The 16,473-nt window shown below is 59.3% G+C and carries 14 protein-coding genes; all 14 read right to left on the minus strand.

Features of this window, described 5'->3' with window-relative positions; translation table 11 throughout:
- Positions 1-91: 91 nt before the first annotated feature.
- From ftsA to mraZ, 14 genes are read right to left on the minus strand one after another with little or no spacing between them, the layout of a single operon-like run.
- Positions 92-1,321 (minus strand): cell division protein FtsA, encoded by a 1,230-nt coding sequence (gene ftsA, locus BN3544_RS12110; protein ID WP_019430225.1) that lies wholly within the window; start codon positions 1,319-1,321, stop codon positions 92-94.
- 40 nt (positions 1,322-1,361) lie between these two features.
- Positions 1,362-2,111: a cell division protein FtsQ/DivIB gene (locus BN3544_RS12115; RefSeq protein WP_019430224.1), complete on the minus strand. Its 750-nt coding sequence runs from the start codon at positions 2,109-2,111 to the stop codon at positions 1,362-1,364.
- Positions 2,112-2,146: 35 nt separating this feature from the next.
- Entirely contained in the window at positions 2,147-3,112 is a 966-nt protein-coding gene (locus tag BN3544_RS12120) for a D-alanine--D-alanine ligase (RefSeq protein ID WP_019430223.1), read from the minus strand.
- On the minus strand, positions 3,109-4,518 hold the full coding sequence (murC, locus tag BN3544_RS12125; RefSeq protein ID WP_019430222.1) for a UDP-N-acetylmuramate--L-alanine ligase: 1,410 nt from the start codon (positions 4,516-4,518) through the stop codon (positions 3,109-3,111). The genes BN3544_RS12120 and murC overlap by 4 nt, the downstream gene beginning before the upstream one ends.
- On the minus strand, positions 4,515-5,579 hold the full coding sequence (murG, locus tag BN3544_RS12130; RefSeq protein WP_019430221.1) for an undecaprenyldiphospho-muramoylpentapeptide beta-N-acetylglucosaminyltransferase: 1,065 nt from the start codon (positions 5,577-5,579) through the stop codon (positions 4,515-4,517). The genes murC and murG overlap by 4 nt, the downstream gene beginning before the upstream one ends.
- Entirely contained in the window at positions 5,576-6,832 is a 1,257-nt protein-coding gene (ftsW, locus tag BN3544_RS12135; protein ID WP_019430220.1) for a putative lipid II flippase FtsW, read from the minus strand. Before ftsW ends, murG begins: the two co-directional genes overlap by 4 nt.
- A 38-nt stretch (positions 6,833-6,870) precedes the next feature.
- Positions 6,871-8,619, minus strand: a complete 1,749-nt coding sequence (murD, locus tag BN3544_RS12140) for a UDP-N-acetylmuramoyl-L-alanine--D-glutamate ligase (RefSeq protein WP_019430219.1) — start codon at positions 8,617-8,619, stop codon at positions 6,871-6,873.
- A gap of 3 nt (positions 8,620-8,622) precedes the next feature.
- Complete coding sequence (mraY, locus tag BN3544_RS12145; RefSeq protein ID WP_019430218.1) at positions 8,623-9,801, minus strand: phospho-N-acetylmuramoyl-pentapeptide-transferase; 1,179 nt, start codon at positions 9,799-9,801, stop codon at positions 8,623-8,625.
- A complete protein-coding gene (gene murF, locus BN3544_RS12150; RefSeq protein ID WP_019430217.1) occupies positions 9,791-11,242 on the minus strand; it encodes a UDP-N-acetylmuramoyl-tripeptide--D-alanyl-D-alanine ligase in 1,452 nt (483 codons plus the stop codon). The genes mraY and murF overlap by 11 nt, the downstream gene beginning before the upstream one ends.
- Positions 11,239-12,750 carry a UDP-N-acetylmuramoyl-L-alanyl-D-glutamate--2,6-diaminopimelate ligase gene (locus BN3544_RS12155; RefSeq protein ID WP_019430216.1) on the minus strand — a complete coding sequence of 504 codons (1,512 nt, stop codon included), beginning with the start codon at positions 12,748-12,750 and terminating at the stop codon, positions 11,239-11,241. The genes murF and BN3544_RS12155 overlap by 4 nt, the downstream gene beginning before the upstream one ends.
- Positions 12,750-14,483: a peptidoglycan D,D-transpeptidase FtsI family protein gene (locus BN3544_RS12160; protein ID WP_019430215.1), complete on the minus strand. Its 1,734-nt coding sequence runs from the start codon at positions 14,481-14,483 to the stop codon at positions 12,750-12,752. The genes BN3544_RS12155 and BN3544_RS12160 overlap by 1 nt, the downstream gene beginning before the upstream one ends.
- Entirely contained in the window at positions 14,480-14,776 is a 297-nt protein-coding gene (gene ftsL, locus BN3544_RS12165) for a cell division protein FtsL (RefSeq protein ID WP_019430214.1), read from the minus strand. The genes BN3544_RS12160 and ftsL overlap by 4 nt, the downstream gene beginning before the upstream one ends.
- Positions 14,773-15,702: a 16S rRNA (cytosine(1402)-N(4))-methyltransferase RsmH gene (gene rsmH / locus BN3544_RS12170; protein WP_019430213.1), complete on the minus strand. Its 930-nt coding sequence runs from the start codon at positions 15,700-15,702 to the stop codon at positions 14,773-14,775. Before rsmH ends, ftsL begins: the two co-directional genes overlap by 4 nt.
- 5 nt (positions 15,703-15,707) lie before the next feature.
- Complete coding sequence (gene mraZ, locus BN3544_RS12175) at positions 15,708-16,136, minus strand: division/cell wall cluster transcriptional repressor MraZ (RefSeq protein ID WP_019430212.1); 429 nt, start codon at positions 16,134-16,136, stop codon at positions 15,708-15,710.
- Positions 16,137-16,473: the final 337 nt, after the last annotated feature.

Genomic DNA, 16,473 nt, shown 5'->3' on the forward strand with positions numbered 1-16,473 from the left:
TACGTTTTTTATTATGAAAAGGGGTGTCAACATCGACACGGTCGGCATGTCGGTGGGCTGCCTCTGGCCAGAAAGCGTTTTTTCCAGTTCATCAGAAGTTCCCCACGATGAAGTCTTTGAAGCGGCCAAAAGCGTTGTTCACCGAACTTTTCTTTTGTGTGACTTTGTAGCCGCGCAGACGGGCCAAGCGAGCTTCTTCGAGCAAGCCCATCACCGTGGCTGCGCGGGGCTGGCTGACCATGTCGGCCAAGCCACCTGCATATTTAGGCAGGCCACGGCGCACGGGTTTGAGGAAAATATCTTCGCCCAGCTCGACCATGCCAGGCATGACGGCGCTGCCGCCCGTGAGCACGATGCCCGAAGACAACACTTCTTCGTAACCCGACTCGCGGATGACCTGGTGCACCAGAGAGAAAATCTCCTCAATGCGCGGCTCAATCACGCCGGCCAGCGCCTGGCGACTCAGCATGCGCGGACCCCGGTCACCCAGACCAGGCACTTCGACCTGTGCATCTGGATCGGCCAGCAACTGCTTGGCAAAACCACTTTCAACTTTGATGTCTTCGGCATCTTTGGTGGGGGTTCGCAAAGCCATGGCGATGTCGCTGGTGATCAGGTCTCCGGCAATCGGGATCACCGCGGTGTGGCGGATCGAGCCGTTGGCAAAGATCGCCACGTCGGTGGTGCCTGCGCCAATGTCCACGCACACCACACCCAATTCACGCTCGTCTTCTGACAGCACAGCCAAGCTCGACGATTGCGGGTTGAGCAGCAACTGGTCGACCTCAAGGCCACAGCGGCGTACACATTTGATGATATTTTCCGCCGCGCTTTGTGCGCCCGTCACGATGTGCACCTTGGCTTCCAAGCGCATGCCGCTCATGCCAATGGGCTCTTTGACTTCCTGACCGTCGATCACGAACTCTTGAGGGGCCACCAACAACAAGCGCTGGTCGGTCGAGATGTTGATGGCACGGGCCGTTTCCATCACACGGGCCACATCGGCCTGGGTGACCTCCTTGTCCTTGATGGCCACCATGCCACTGGAATTGATCCCGCGAATGTGACTGCCCGTGATGCCCACGTTCACGCGGGTGATCTTGCAGTCGGCCATCAGCTCGGCTTCTTTGAGCGCCTGCTGGATGCTTTGCACCGTGGCGTCGATATTGACCACCACGCCGCGCTTGAGGCCATTTCCCGGCGCGATCCCCAAACCGGCGATTTTGAGTCCGCCATCGGGCATCACCTCGGCCACCACCGCCATCACTTTGGAGGTGCCAATGTCCAAGCCCACGACCAAATCTTTGTATTCTTTTGCCATTTGAATCACCGTTTCCGTTTCATTCTTTTGTCTTGATCAATCAAGGCTTTTTGGGGCTCACTGCTTCCAGCGTGGTCACACCACGCAAGCGCAAGGCATAACCGTCTTTGTGCCGCAAATCTGCCCCCGCCAAGGAAGTCGGCGTGCGGCCATAACGGGCCGTCACCTGCGAGAGCGTTTTGAAAAACAATTTCAATTGAGCTGTTATTTCCGGCTCGGTTCCCCGCCCCAACTCCAGCAGTGCGCCACCATCGGTCAGCACCCGCCAGCTGCCTCGTGGCGTCAGCTCAAACTGTTCAATGCCCATGTCCATGGCCTCAAAAATCGGCAGCAAATCACGGTACATCTGCACCACCATCTGCGACTGCGCGTCCGGCCCTTTCAGGCGCGGCAAATGCTCCACATCCACGTCTTCCACATTTGCTTCAAACACGCGGCTCTGCTGGTTCACCATCTTGTTGGTGCCCTCATCGCCCCAAAGCGCCATAGGCTGGTGCTCGACCAGAACCGTTCTCAATCTGTTTGGAAAATCCCGATGCACGACAGCACCCCGAACCCAAGGCACGGCCTCAAAGGCTTCGCGTGTTCGTTTCAGATCAATGGTAAAAAAGTTGCCGCTCAATTGCGGCATCACATTGGCCCGCAAGGTCACCGCGTTGTTGCGCGTGACCTCGCCCTGCACGGTGATCGCCTGGATCGCAAACACCGGGTGTCGCAACAACCACCAAGCCCCGCCCCCGAGAATCAGCAAGACGAACGCCATCACCAGCAAGACTGCTGTCATGTTCATCAGCCGGATATCCAGCGGCAATGGCAGTGTGGATTTCACCCGCGAGCCTCCTGCACATGGTCCAACGAAGCCGCAGCCAGCAACTGGCAGCACAAGGCTTCGTAGCTGAGGCCCGCCGCCTTGGCGGACATGGGCACCAAAGAATGACCAGTCATGCCTGGCGAAGTGTTGATCTCCAGCAGGTAGGGCTGGCGCGTTGCCGCGTCAATCATCACGTCGATGCGGCCCCAACCCCGGCAAGCCAAGACCTGGTAAGCCTTGACAACCAAGGCCTCGATCGCAGCCTCTTCTGAAGCGGGCAAGCCCGAGGGCACCAGGTACTGGGTGTCGTCGGTGAAGTATTTGTTCTGGTAGTCGTAATTGCCCGCCGGGGCCACGATGCGAATCACCGGCAAAGCGTGGCTGCTGTCGCCTTCACCCAAGACCGGGCAAGTGACTTCGTCGCCCACAATGCACTGCTCGCACAGGATGTCAGCATCGCATTGCGCTGCCGCCGCCAATGCCGCAGGCAAGTCTTGGATTTGCTCGACCTTGGTCACCCCAATCGACGAGCCTTCGCGTGCAGGCTTTACGATCATGGGCAATCCCAAAGCCTGGATGAGGCCATCCATCGACACGCTGCCCAGCTGCTCACGGCGTACCAGAACATAGTTGGGGGTGGGCAAGCCTTCGGCCAGCCAAACGCGCTTGGTCATGGTCTTGTCCATGGCAATGCTGGATGCCATCACGCCAGAACCTGTGTAGGGAATGCCCAGCAGCTCAAGCGCACCTTGCACCGTGCCGTCTTCGCCATAGCGACCATGCAAAGCAATAAAACAACGGTCAAAGCCTTCGCGCTTGAGCTCGCTCAGGTCTCGCTCTGCGGGATCAAACGCATGGGCATTCACACCCGAAGCCCGCAAAGCCTGCAACACGCCCTGGCCCGACATGAGGGACACTTCGCGCTCGGCAGAGCGGCCTCCCATCAGAACAGCGACCTTGCCTAAATTCAAAATGCTCATGCGACACCTCCCAACTCAAGCACCTTGGCAGGCACCGCACCGATTGAGCCGGCACCCATGCAAATCAACACATCGCCATCGCGTGCGTTGCTGAGAACCGCTTGAGGCATGTCGGCAATTGCATCGACGAATACGGGCTCCACCTTGCCCGCCACGCGCAGGGCTCGGGCCAGGGATCGCCCGTCAGCGGCCACGATCGGGGCTTCGCCTGCAGCGTAAACCTCAGACAACAACACGCTGTCGCAACCCTGGCCAATGACTTTCACGAAATCTTCAAAGCAATCGCGGGTGCGGCTGTAACGGTGTGGCTGAAATGCCAACACCAAGCGACGACCCGGGAACGCGCCACGGGCTGCTGACAGCGTCGCGGCCATCTCGACTGGGTGATGACCGTAGTCATCGATGACGGTGAAATGCCCTGCACCACCGGGCACAGCCACATCGCCATAACGCTGAAAACGACGACCCACACCTTTGAAGCCCGCCAGTGCACGCTGCACGGCCGCGTCATCGACACCCAACTCCACCGCCACGGCCACAGCGGCCAGTGCGTTGAGCACGTTGTGGTTGCCCGGCAAGTTCAGCACCAGAGGCAGGTCGGGCAGGATCACGCCGTTGCGCCTTTGCACCGTGAAGTGCATCTGGCCATGCTCGGCACGCACATCCACAGCACGCACTTGGGCACCTTCGTTCAAACCATAGGTCGTCACGGGCCTGGCGATGTCGGCCACGATAGACTGCACGCCAGGATCGTCAGAGCACACAATCGCGGTGCCATAAAAAGGCATGCGGTGCAAAAATTCGACAAACGCCGCTTTGAGTCTGGCCAGATCATGGCCATAAGTCTCCATGTGATCGGCATCGATGTTGGTCACCACCGCCATCACGGGCAACAAATTCAGAAACGACGCATCGGACTCATCGGCTTCAACCACGATGTAGTCACCCGTGCCCAACTTGGCATTGGCGCCCGCGCTGTTCAAACGGCCACCGATCACAAAGGTCGGGTCCAGGCCCGCTTCGGCCAGCACGCTGGCCACCAGGCTGGTGGTGGTGGTTTTGCCGTGCGTGCCCGCAATGGCCACGCCTTGCTTCATGCGCATCAGCTCAGCCAACATCACAGCGCGGGGCACGATAGGAATGTGGCGCTCACGGGCTGCCAGCACTTCAGGGTTATCGGCTTTCACGGCAGTGGAAGTGACCACGGCGTCGGCATCCTTGACGTTGTCGGCCGTGTGACCCACATGCGTTTCGATGCCCAAATCGGCCAAGCGGCGCAGCGTGGCGCTGTCCGACAAATCCGAACCCGAGATTTGGTAGCCGAGGTTCAACAGCACTTCGGCGATGCCGCTCATGCCGGAGCCGCCCACACCGATGAAATGGATTTTTCGAATGGCGTGTTTCATGCTGCCAACTCCTCACAAGCCATCACAACCTCCCGAGTGGCATTCGTTTTTTTCTGTTCATAAGCCTGTTCAGCACAGGCCAGCAAGCTTTCGCGGCTCAGACCTGCCAATCGGTCGGCCAGCGCCTGCGCTGTCAACTCAGCCTGCGGCACCAGCCAGCCGCCACCCTGTGCGACCAAAAACTGCGCATTGGTGGTTTGGTGGTCGTCCACCGCAAACGGGAACGGCACAAACAATGCCGCAGCACCCACGGCCGCTATTTCAGTCACCGTGCTGGCACCTGCCCGGCAGATCACCAGATCGGCTTGGGAAAACGCCGTGGCCGTGTCGTCGATGAACGGCGTCAAGTCGGCTTGCACCCCCGCTGCCGCGTAGTTGGCCCGCAGTGCCTCGATTTGTTTGGCCCCGCTTTGGTGGGTCACCACAGGGCGCGTTGCGGCAGGCAACAAAGCCAAGGCTTGCGGCACGATGTCGTTCAAGGCCTTGGCCCCCAAGCTGCCGCCCACCACCAGAACCCGCAAAGGGCCGGTACGCCCGACAAAACGTTGGGTTGGGCTGGCTTGCTCGGTGAACGCCCGGCGCAGTGGATTGCCCACCCATTGACCCATTTTGAAAACACCAGGGAAAGCGGTGAACACGCGATCGGCCACCTGCGCCAACACCTTGTTGGCCAGGCCTGCCACTGAATTTTGTTCGTGCAGCACAACAGGCTTACCCCAGAGGCTGGCCATCAGGCCGCCCGGAAAGGTGATGTAGCCGCCCAGGCCCAGCACCACATCGGGCTGCACACGGCGCACCACCTGCAGGCTTTGCCAGAACGCACGCAACAATTTGAAAGGCAGCACGGCCAGTGTCTTGAGGCCTTTGCCACGCACGCCGCCAAAGTCAACGGCCTCAAACGCAAACCCACGCGGTGGCACCAACTGGCTTTCCATGCTGTGAGGTGCGCCCAACCAGTGCACGCGCCAGCCGGCATCTCGCAAAGCCTCGGCGACTGCCAAGCCCGGAAAGATGTGCCCGCCCGTGCCGCCGGCCATGACCAATGCGCATTTGGTGCTCATGAGCGCCCTCCACGCATCATTTGTTTGTTCTCTGCGTCGATGCGCAACACCACCGCCACGGCGATCAGATTCATCATGATGGCCGAGCCACCGTAACTCATCAGGGGCAAGGTCAAACCCTTGGTGGGCAACGCGCCCAGGTTCACGCCCATGTTGATAAAGGCCTGAAAGCCGATCCAGATGCCCACACCTTGCGCCACCAGGCCAGAGAAAACCTTGTCCAAGGCGATGGCCTGACGACCAATGACCATGATGCGGCGGCTGAGCCACAAAAACAGAACAATCACCAAAGACACGCCCACCAAACCAAATTCTTCACCGATCACGGCCAACAAGAAATCGGTGTGCGCCTCGGGCAACCAGTGCAGTTTCTCCACACTCCCGCCCAAGCCAACGCCCCACACTTCGCCGCGTCCGATGGCGATCAAGGAGTGCGACAACTGGTAGCCCTTGCCCAAAGCGTGCTCGGCACTGAAGGGGTCCAGGTAGGCAAAAATACGTTCTCTGCGCCAAGGCGATGCGGCGATCATCACCATAAAGGCGCCCACAAGAACCGCAAAGATCAGGAAGAACATGCGGGCATTGACGCCGCCCAAAAACAAAATGCCCATGGCAATGATCGCAATCACCATGAAGGCCCCCATGTCCGGTTCGGCCAGCAAAAACACCCCGGCCAGTGCGACGGCAGCGCCCATGGGCAACACAGCGCGGAAGAACCGTTCTTTCACATCCATCTTGCGCACCATGTAATCGGCTGCATAAATGATGGTGGCGAACTTTGCCAATTCCGAAGGCTGGAAGTTCATGAAGCCAAAAGAAATCCAGCGCCGCGCACCGTTAACACCTTTGCCAATGAATGGGATCAACACCATGGCCAACAACACAAGAGCGATCACAAACAAAGGCCTAGCCACTTTTTCCCAGGTTTCTGTGGGCACCTGAAAAGCCAACAAAGCCATGACTCCACCCACCACCATGGAGATCACATGCCGGGTCAAGAAATGGGTCTGCGCGTAGCGCGCAAAACGGGGGTTGTCCGGCATCGCAATTGACGCCGAATACACCATCACCATGCCCCACATGAGCAAGGCGACGACCACCCATACCAATGCCTGGTCCACGCTTTGCAAGCGGGTCGAAGACCCAGAGGCCGTACGAGCAAAGTCGTAACTGCCGAGGTTCACCGGCAAACTCTGAGATCCGGCACCTTGCTCGCTCAAACGCCCCGTGAAGAGGCTGGCCATGCGTGCCATAACGGCTTGTGTGCGCTGACTGAATGACAAGACTTCGCTCACAGTCCGCCCTCCATCGTCACGCCAGCCGCTTCGGCCAAGCGGGCCACAGCCTGACAAAAGACCTCGGCCCGGTGGCCATAGTGGTCAAACATGTCAAAACTTGCACAAGCAGGAGACATCAACACCGCATCACCGCTTTGTGCCATCGCCGCCGCTTGCGCTACGGCATCGGCCATGTCTGCGGCATCGTGCAAAGGCACGCCAATGTCTTGCAGTGCTTCGCGAATGCGCGGGGCATCACGCCCGATCAGCACCACGCCACGGGCAAAGCGCGTGACAGGATCAGCCAAGGGCCCAAAGTCTTGGCCTTTGCCATCGCCCCCCAGAATCACCACCACGCGGCGGTCAGCGCCCAGGCCTTGCAGGGCGGCCACGGTGGCCCCCACGTTAGTGCCTTTGCTGTCGTCAAAATATTCCACCTCGCCCACGATGGCCACAGGCTCCACGCGGTGCGGCTCACCCCGGTATTCGCGAAGGCCGTACAGCATGGGGCCCAAAGCACAGCCCGCGCTGCCAGCCAAGGCCAAGGCAGCGAGTGCATTGACGGCGTTGTGCCGTCCGCGAATGCGCAAAGCATCTGCGGGCATGAGCCGTTGAATGTGCAGCTCTTCGGCTTCGTCTTTGCGACGGCGACGCGTTTCGTCAGCTTCCAGCGCACGCACCAACCAGGTCATGCCGTTCATCACTTCAATGCCAAAGTCACCGGGACGCTGGGGCATGTCACCACCAAAGGTCACACAAGCACGCTCTACTGGCTTTTGCAGTTTCACGCGCACAGGGGCGGGCCGCATGGCCATGACTTGCGTGTCTTCGCGGTTGAGCACCATCAAGGCTTGCGCCCCAAAAATACGGGCCTTGGCGGCGGCATACGCCGCCATGGAGCCATGCCAGTCGAGGTGATCCTGCGAGAGGTTCAGCACCGTCGCCGCAGTCGGCTCGAAGCCTTCGCTGCTGTCGAGCTGGAAGCTGGACAACTCCAGCACCCAGACTTGCGGCAAGGCCTGCGCCATAGGGTGTTCAACGACGGGGGCAACGGGGGCCATCGGCAACAGCGGAGCTTCTTCTTCGTCGTCATCCGCAAAGGATGTGTCTTGCGGCTCGTCCTGGACCTCTTCGATCACCTCTTGGCTGACTGGCTCGGAGGCATGCAATGGGGATTGGGCGTCGGACTGGGATGTCAGCTCGGCCAGCCGTTCTGCCTCGTGTGCATTGGCTTGCTCATCGACCAACAACTGGGCTTGCGCCATGGCTTCGGTCAAGGTGTCGAGCAGTGTTGGGCCAATATTGCCCGCCACTTTCACCGTCTTGCCCGCACGCGCCACCAACTGCCCGGTCAGCGATGTGACCGTGGTCTTACCGTTGGTTCCGGTAATTGCCAGCACCTGTGGGGCATAGCCAAAGCGGTCTTTCAAATCCTGCAAACCTGCGGCAAACAAACTCAGCTCGCCGCCTTGCCACAGGCCCATGGCTTGCGCTGCGTCGACCACCGGGGCCACCACATCAGGGGCCAAACCCGGGCTTCGAAACACGGCACGAACCGAAGTGCCTTCAACCAAACCACCCACAAATGGCCCGGCCACGAATCGAACAGCTGGCCACTCGGCCTGCAAGGCGGCCAGCTGAGGCGGCGTCTCGCGGGTGTCGGCCACGGTCACGTCTGCCCCGGCGTGGGCGCACCAACGGGCCATCGCCAGGCCCGAAGCACCCAAACCGAGAATCAGAACGTGTTGACCTTGGAGCTGCATGGCTTACCTCAGCTTCAGGGTCGACAAGCCGACCAGACACAGCAGCATGGTGATGATCCAGAAACGCACGACCACTTGCGTTTCTTTCCAGCCGCTCTTTTCAAAATGGTGGTGCAAGGGGGCCATCTTCAGGATGCGCCGACCTTCGCCATATTTCTTCTTGGTGTATTTGAAATAGGCCACCTGGGCCATCACCGACAAAGCTTCGACCACAAAGATGCCGCCCATGATGGCCAGCACGATTTCCTGGCGCACGATGACCGCGATGGTGCCCAAAGCCGCACCCAATGCCAGAGCCCCCACATCGCCCATGAAAACCTGGGCCGGATGGGTGTTGAACCACAAAAATGCCAAACCTGCGCCCGCCATAGCGGCGCAGAAAATCATCAATTCGCCCGAGCCCGGAATGTGCGGGAAGAACAGGTATTTGGAGTAAACCGAGCTGCCCGTCACATAAGCAAACACGCCCAAGGCCGAGCCGACCATGACGACCGGCATGATGGCCAGACCATCGAGACCATCGGTCAAGTTGACGGCGTTGCTGGCCCCCACAATGACCAGATAGGTCATGAGCACAAAACCCAAAACACCCAATGGGTAATTGATCTCTTTGAAAAACGGCACCTGCAAACCGGCCTTAGGAGGCAGGTTGACATCAAAACCAGACATGACCCATTTGCCAAACAGGTCCAGCACGCGCAGGTTGGACACTTCAGAAATACTGAACACCAAATACAGCGCGGCCAACAAGCCGATCACCGACTGCCAGAAATATTTTTCGCGCGAGCGCATGCCTTCTGGGTCTTTGTTGACCACCTTGCGCCAGTCGTCCACCCAGCCGATGGCACCGAAAGCCAGTGTCACCACCAGCACGATCCAGACAAAGCGGTTTGACAGGTCAAACCACAACAAGGTGGAGATGGCGATGGACAACAAAATGAGCACGCCGCCCATGGTGGGCGTGCCGCTTTTGGCCAAGTGCGACTCCATGCCGTAGCCACGGATCGGCTGACCGATTTTGAGCGATGTCAGGCGGCGGATCACAAAGGGGCCAGCAGCCAGACCGATCAAGAGCGCCGTCATCGCGGCCATCACCGCACGGAACGTGATGTATTGGAAAACACGCAAAAAGCCCCACTCCGGAGACAAACTTTGCAACCATTGGGCCAGGCTAAGCAGCATGGGCCTCCCCTTTGTTGTTGTATTGAGTGTGGTGCGCCTCACCGAGTGACAGCAAGGCTTCGACCACACGCTCCATCTTCATGAAACGCGAGCCTTTGACCACCACACTTTGAAACTCCCCGACTTGAGCGGTAACGGCCGCCAACAGGCTGGCCATGTCAGGGAAATGCCGAGCCGCAGCAAATACCTGTGCACTGTGCACGCACAAATCACCCAAGGTGAAGAGCGCCTCAATGCCGCGCTCGGCCGCATAGGCGCCAACCTCGGCATGAAACTCGGGGCCCTGGTTGCCCACCTCGCCCATATCACCCAACACCAGCAAACGCGGCGCGGGCAACTCGGCCAACACGTCGATGGCGGCGCGGACCGAGTCAGGGTTGGCGTTGTAGGTGTCGTCGATCAAGGTGATGTCGGCACCACCGCTGTGCAGTACCAGCGCACGCGAACGGCCCTTGACCGGCTCAAAGGCCAACAGGCCCTGCGCTACAACAGCCAACGGCACACCCGCTGCGAGTGCGCAGGCACTGGCCGCCAATGCATTCTTCACGTTGTGGCGACCAGCAATGTGCAAGCGCACGGGTGCGGTGCCTTCTGGTGTTTTGAGGGTGAACTGCCAGGCTCCGGACTGCCAGACCACCACGGTGGCCCGCACGTCGGCCTCATTGGCAGAGGCCATGGCAAAGCAGCGCTGCAATCGCTGACCAGACAACGCTTGCCAGATGGGTGTGTAAACGTCATCAGACGGAAACACGGCAACACCCTCAGGGGGCAATGCCTGCAGCACAGCCCCGTTTTCATGGGCCACAGCTTCGACCGTTCCCATGAACTCTTGGTGTTCACGCTGCGCGTTGTTGACCAAGGCCACGGTGGGCTTGGCCAGCTTGGACAGATAGGCGATTTCGCCGGGGTGGTTCATACCCAACTCGACCACGGCAATGCGGTGATGGGCCCGCAGGTTGAACAAGGTCAGCGGCACGCCAATGTCGTTGTTCAGATTGCCCTGCGTAGACAAGGCGTCTTTGCCCGCATGCGCACGCAAGATGGACGCGATCATTTGCGTCACGGTGGTCTTGCCGTTGCTGCCCGTCACGGCAATCACCGGCAAATCGAACTGCGCACGCCAGCCTGCGGCCAATTCGCCCAAAGCGATGCGTGCGTCAGACACCACCAACGCCGGCAAATCGTGCGCCATCGCTTGCATCTCACCCGAGGCTTCGCACACCACGGCCACCGCGCCTTGCGCTTTGGCCTGCGCAATGAACTCATTACCGTCAAAACGCTCGCCGCGCAAAGCCACAAACAAGTCGCCCGCCTGCAAGCTGCGGCTGTCGGTGTGCACGCGATCAGCCGTCACAGACTGAATATTCACGCCGCGTGCCTGGCTCAGCCAACTCAATGCCAGGTCGAGCTTCAGGTTCATTTTGGAATTCAGGGTGTTCATGCAGTCGCCCCCTGGTGCAGCGCCGCACGTTCCTGCAAAGCGATTTGTGCCTGCACCACATCCGAAAACGGGTGGCGCACGCCCATGATCTCTTGCTCAGTCTCGTGGCCTTTGCCGGCCACCAACACGACATCTTGTGCAGCGGCTTGTGCCACCACTTGGGCTATGGCCAGCGCACGGTCTGGCTGGATAAGCGACTGCGCAGGGCGGCTCAAGCCTGACACCATCGCAGCCAGAATGGCCTCCGGCGATTCAGAGCGGGGGTTGTCGCTGGTGAGCATCAACTGGTCAGCTGCTGCCTCGGCGGCCGCCGCCATCATGGGGCGCTTCAGGGCATCGCGGTCTCCGCCGCAACCCAGCACACACCACAGGCGGCCGCCACGCGCCGCAGCTTGCGAACGCAAAGCGGTCAATGCATGCGTTACGGCATCGGGTGTGTGCGCGTAATCCACCACCACCAACGGCAGGTCTTTCCCGACCCTCTGCATGCGGCCCGGCACCGCTGTCAAATGCGCACAGGCTTGCACCGCTTGCGCCAACTTAAAGCCCAGGGCACGCAAGCTGCCGATCACGCCCAACAGGTTGTCGATGTTGTAGTCACCCATGAGGCCTGTGCGCAAAGTCTGCACATCGGCACCTTCGACGACTTCAAACGCCAGACCCTCGGCACCGGGAAGGCTACGGGCTTGCAAACGGGCTGAGCCCTTGCGCGAGCAAGTCCAGACATCGAGCGAGCCGCCTTGCAACTGCCCAGCCAACAAGCGCCCTTGGGAGTCATCGATGTTGACCACGGCGGCCTGCAAACCGGACCAACTGAACAAAGCGGCTTTGGCCAACCAATAGCGGGCCATATCACCGTGGTAGTCGAGATGGTCTTGCGTGAAATTGGTGAAAACAGCCACGCGAATTTGGGTGCCGTCCAAGCGGTGCTCGGCCAGCCCGATCGAAGACGCTTCGATGGCGCAATGCGTCACACCGCCATCGGCAAACTCACGGAACTGCCGTTGCATCAGCACCGGGTCGGGGGTGGTCATGCCGGTGCTCACCAGATGGGGCAATTGGCCCACACCCAAGGTGCCGATCAAGCCGCAGACCTGGTTCAACACCGGCGAAGCCAAGGCCTGGGCCAGCCACCAGGCCGTAGACGTTTTGCCATTGGTGCCGGTCACGGCCAGCACTTGCAAGTCCTGACTGGGTTGTTCGTAATACGCATCGGCGACCAGGCCGGTCTGGGCCTTGAGGCCCTTCATGACAGCCAGGCAATCGGCATTGGACGACGCATCGGGCAAGGCCTTCAGCCAAGGGGCGTGCCCTTCTTCTTCGAGCAAACAGGCCGTGGCACCTTGTGCCAAGGCTTGCACCAAATACTGACGCCCATCGGTCGCTGCACCAGGCCAAGCGATGAACGCGTCACCCGGCTGCACCCTGCGGCTGTCTGTGCGCAACTCTCCAGTCACGCGGCTGCGCAACCAGTGGGCCGCGTCGAGGGCGCTGTGCAGCGTATGCATCAGAACGACTCCTCGACCGAATTAGCCACGATCTGCGGTTTGACCGCCATGTCAGGCTGCACACCCATCAAACGCAGGGTTTGTTGCACGGTCTGACTGAACACAGGCGCGGCGACATCGCCACCAAAATAACGGCCATTGCTGGGCTCGTCGATCATGACGGCCACGACGATCCGCGGGGCCTCGATGGGTGCCATGCCCACGAAAAAGCCCCGGTATTTTTTGCCCGCGTAACCCTTGCCTTCTTGTTTGTGTGCCGTGCCGGTTTTGCCGCCCACGGAATAACCCATGGTCTGCGCTTTGGGCGCCGTCCCGCCAGGGCCTGCAGCCATCTGCAGCATCTTGCGCATGGCTTTGGCATTTTCTGCACTGATGACGCGCACACCCTGCACCTGGTGATCGGCTTTCATCAGCGTCGCTGGCACCACCTCGCCATCTCGGGCAAAGACCGTGTAAGCCCTCGCCACCTGGAACAAACTGCCTGAAATACCATAGCCATAACTCATGGTGGCCTGCTCAATAGGGCGCCATGTTTTGTAAGGACGCAAACGCCCGCTGACCACGCCCGGAAACGGCAACTGCGGCTTTTGCCCAAAGCCGACCTGGGCATACATTTCCCACATTTCGCGGGGCTGCATCTGCATGGCCATCTTGACCGTGCCCACGTTGCTGGACTTCTGAATCACCTCGTTCACCGTGAGCACGCCGTGCGGATGCGCGTCGGTGATGGTTGAGCCCGTGATGGTGATGCGGCCAGGTGCCGTCTGGATCGGCGTTTCGGGCTTGACCAGGCCTTTTTCCAGGGCAAGCGCCACGGCAAAAGGCTTCATGGTCGAGCCCGGCTCGAACGTGTCCGTCAAAGCCCGGTTGCGCAGTTGTTCACCGCTCAGGTTGACCCGCTTGTCCGGCGAATAGCTGGGGTAATTGGCCAACGCCAAAATTTCCCCCGACTGGGCATCCAGCACCACCACGCTGCCTGCTTTGGCTTTGTTCTCCAGCACCGCCTCGCGCAACTTCTGGTAGGCAAAGAACTGCACTTTGCTGTCGATGCTCAACTGCAGGTCTTCGCCATCAACGGGCGGCACCGCCTCGCCCACGTCTTCAACCACACGACCCAATCGGTCTTTGATGACGCGACGCGAACCCGGCTTGCCAGACAGTTGCTTCTGAAAAATCAGCTCAACGCCCTCTTGGCCTTGGTCTTCCACATTGGTAAAGCCCACAATGTGGGCCGCCGCTTCGCCCTCGGGATACAAGCGCTTGTATTCCTTGATGTCGTAAACACCCTTGATGCCCAACGCCAGAATTTGTTTGACCACCGACTCATCCAGTTGTCGGCGCAACCAGACAAAGGTTTTTTCATCGTCCTTGAGTTTTTTGGTCAACTCGGCAGGCGTCAACTCAAGCAGGCGGGCCAGCTCGAGCAACTTGGCCGGGTCGCGCTCCATGTCTTCAGGATTGGCCCAGATGCTGGGCGCAGGCACGCTTGACGCCAACAACATGCCATTGCGATCCAGCACACGGCCCCGGTTGGCCGGCAATGTGAGTGTTCGCGTAAAACGGACTTCACCCTGTCGAATGAAGAAATCGTTTGCAAAAACCTGGACATAAGCCGCACGTGCCACCAAGCCCATGAAGCCCAAAGCAATGGCAGCCACAATGAATTTGCTGCGCCAAACCGGTGTTTTGCTGGCCAGCAAAGGGCTGGATGAAAGTTGGACGCTGCGGCTCATGGGCGAGCCTCTTTTGCGGAAGACGCAGCATCCTGGCTGGACACGTACTGGGTGATGGCAGGCGAGGCCGCACGCATTTGCAACTGCTGACGTGCGATTTGCTCCACACGCAACGGCGTGGCTTGAGCGCGACGCTCGACCTGCAGGCGATCCTGGTCCACGGCCAGGCGCTTGGCTTCTTTGTTGGCTGACTCCAGCGCCATGAACAAGCGCCTCGTCTCGTACTGGCTGTGCACCAATACCAGCGCGCTGGCGATCACCGCCAGCAACAGAAAAATACTCAAGCGGGTCACGCTGGCACCTCGGTACGCTCAGCCATGCGCATGATAGCGCTGCGCGAACGCGGGTTGCCTCGCACCTCGGCCTCGCTTGGGCGAGTGCGACCACAGGCTTTTAAGCGCATCTTCACGGGTTCCGCAAAGGGCACACGCCGATCCACCACTTCTTTGGAATGCTTGGCGATGAACTGCTTCACGATGCGGTCTTCCAGCGAATGGAAGCTGATCACCACCAAACGGCCGCCAGGGGCCAGCACATGCAGGCTGGCCTCTAGCGCTTGTTCGAGCTCCGCAAGCTCTGCGTTGATGAAAATCCGAAAAGCCTGAAATGTCCGCGTTGCTGGGTTCTGGCCCGGCTCGCGAGTTTTGACCGTGTCAGCCACGAGCTGGGCCAAATCGGAGGTGGTTGAAATTGGGCCCCGCTCTTGTCGGCGAGCCACAAGCGCCTTTGCAATCTGAAAAGCAAACCGTTCTTCGCCATAGTCACGTATCACCTCCGTGATTTGATCCACCGTGGCTGTTGCCAGCCAATCGGCCACACTTTCGCCGCGCGTGGTGTCCATGCGCATGTCCAGCGGGCCCTCAAAACGAAAAGAAAAACCCCTCTCGGGGCTGTCGATTTGGGGAGAGCTGATGCCCAAGTCCATCAGCACACCATCGACGCTGGCGGGTGGCAACTCCCCCAGGTTAGAAAAGCCTTCGTGCCGGATCGAAAAGCGGGCATCGTCAATGCGCCCAGCTTCGGCAATAGCTTCAAGGTCTTTGTCAAAAGCCAGCAAACGACCTTGTGCAGACAAGCGCGACAAAATCAAACGGGAGTGACCACCACGACCAAAAGTGGCATCGACATAAGCGCCATCGGCGCCTGCTGAAGCCTGGAGCAATTCATCCACCGCCTCGTTCAAAAGCACAGTGGTATGGGTCAGTACAGGGTCGGTCATGGCGTTCAGAACGAGAAATCCTTGAACACATCGGGCATCTCGCCCTGCATGGCCTCAGCCTCTTGCGCGTCGTAGGTGGTTTTGTCCCACAACTCAAAGTGGTTGCCCATACCAAGCAACACGGTGTCTTTGGAAATGCCGGAGGCCTGACGCAACTCGGGCGAAATCAGCACGCGTCCAGTGCCATCCATCTCGACATCCATCGCGTTGCCCAAAAAAATGCGCTTCCACCACTGGGCAGACATGGGCAACTGGGCAATGCGCTCGCGGAACTTTTCCCACTCGGTGCGGGGAAACACCATCAAACAGCCATGGGGATGCTTGGTGATCGTCAGTTGGCCTTGCGCTGTGGCACTCAAGACGTCACGGTGCCGGGTCGGTACAGACAACCGCCCTTTGGCATCCAGACTCAGCGATGAAGCCCCTTGAAACACGACAGCGACCTTTTTTCAGTTGAAAAATGCAAGCAGGGACACTTTTCCCCACTTAATTGCACTTTTTTGCACTGTATCAGGAATTCGAGGCAACTCAACCGGTATAGATCGATTTTTTTCAATGAAATCAATAGCTTAGCGCTGAAATCGAACGTGCCAACAGGGGAAATTTTCATTTAAATTAGGCACTTACAAGCGGCAATGAAAGTAACCTATTAAGGATGTTAAAACTAAAAATAGTGAGTGCATGAAATGCACAAAGTCACCTTATGGCGCAGCAAAACTTCAGTCATGCACAAACAAAGAACGACCACAAGAATAAAAAGCCCCCAAGGCC

It is taken from the genome of Limnohabitans sp. Rim47 (assembly GCF_001517545.1).
GTDB lineage: Bacteria > Pseudomonadota > Gammaproteobacteria > Burkholderiales > Burkholderiaceae_C > Limnohabitans_A.

Coding starts and splice junctions, on each gene's coding strand:
- ftsA (WP_019430225.1), bottom strand. CDS start 1,321: ATGGCAAAAGAATACAAAGATTTGGTCGTGGGCTTGGACATTGGCACC.
- BN3544_RS12115 (WP_019430224.1), bottom strand. CDS start 2,111: ATGAACATGACAGCAGTCTTGCTGGTGATGGCGTTCGTCTTGCTGATT.
- BN3544_RS12120 (WP_019430223.1), bottom strand. CDS start 3,112: ATGAGCATTTTGAATTTAGGCAAGGTCGCTGTTCTGATGGGAGGCCGC.
- murC (WP_019430222.1), bottom strand. CDS start 4,518: ATGAAACACGCCATTCGAAAAATCCATTTCATCGGTGTGGGCGGCTCC.
- murG (WP_019430221.1), bottom strand. CDS start 5,579: ATGAGCACCAAATGCGCATTGGTCATGGCCGGCGGCACGGGCGGGCAC.
- ftsW (WP_019430220.1), bottom strand. CDS start 6,832: ATGGCACGCATGGCCAGCCTCTTCACGGGGCGTTTGAGCGAGCAAGGT.
- murD (WP_019430219.1), bottom strand. CDS start 8,619: ATGCAGCTCCAAGGTCAACACGTTCTGATTCTCGGTTTGGGTGCTTCG.
- mraY (WP_019430218.1), bottom strand. CDS start 9,801: ATGCTGCTTAGCCTGGCCCAATGGTTGCAAAGTTTGTCTCCGGAGTGG.
- murF (WP_019430217.1), bottom strand. CDS start 11,242: ATGAACACCCTGAATTCCAAAATGAACCTGAAGCTCGACCTGGCATTG.
- BN3544_RS12155 (WP_019430216.1), bottom strand. CDS start 12,750: ATGCATACGCTGCACAGCGCCCTCGACGCGGCCCACTGGTTGCGCAGC.
- BN3544_RS12160 (WP_019430215.1), bottom strand. CDS start 14,483: ATGAGCCGCAGCGTCCAACTTTCATCCAGCCCTTTGCTGGCCAGCAAA.
- rsmH (WP_019430213.1), bottom strand. CDS start 15,702: ATGACCGACCCTGTACTGACCCATACCACTGTGCTTTTGAACGAGGCG.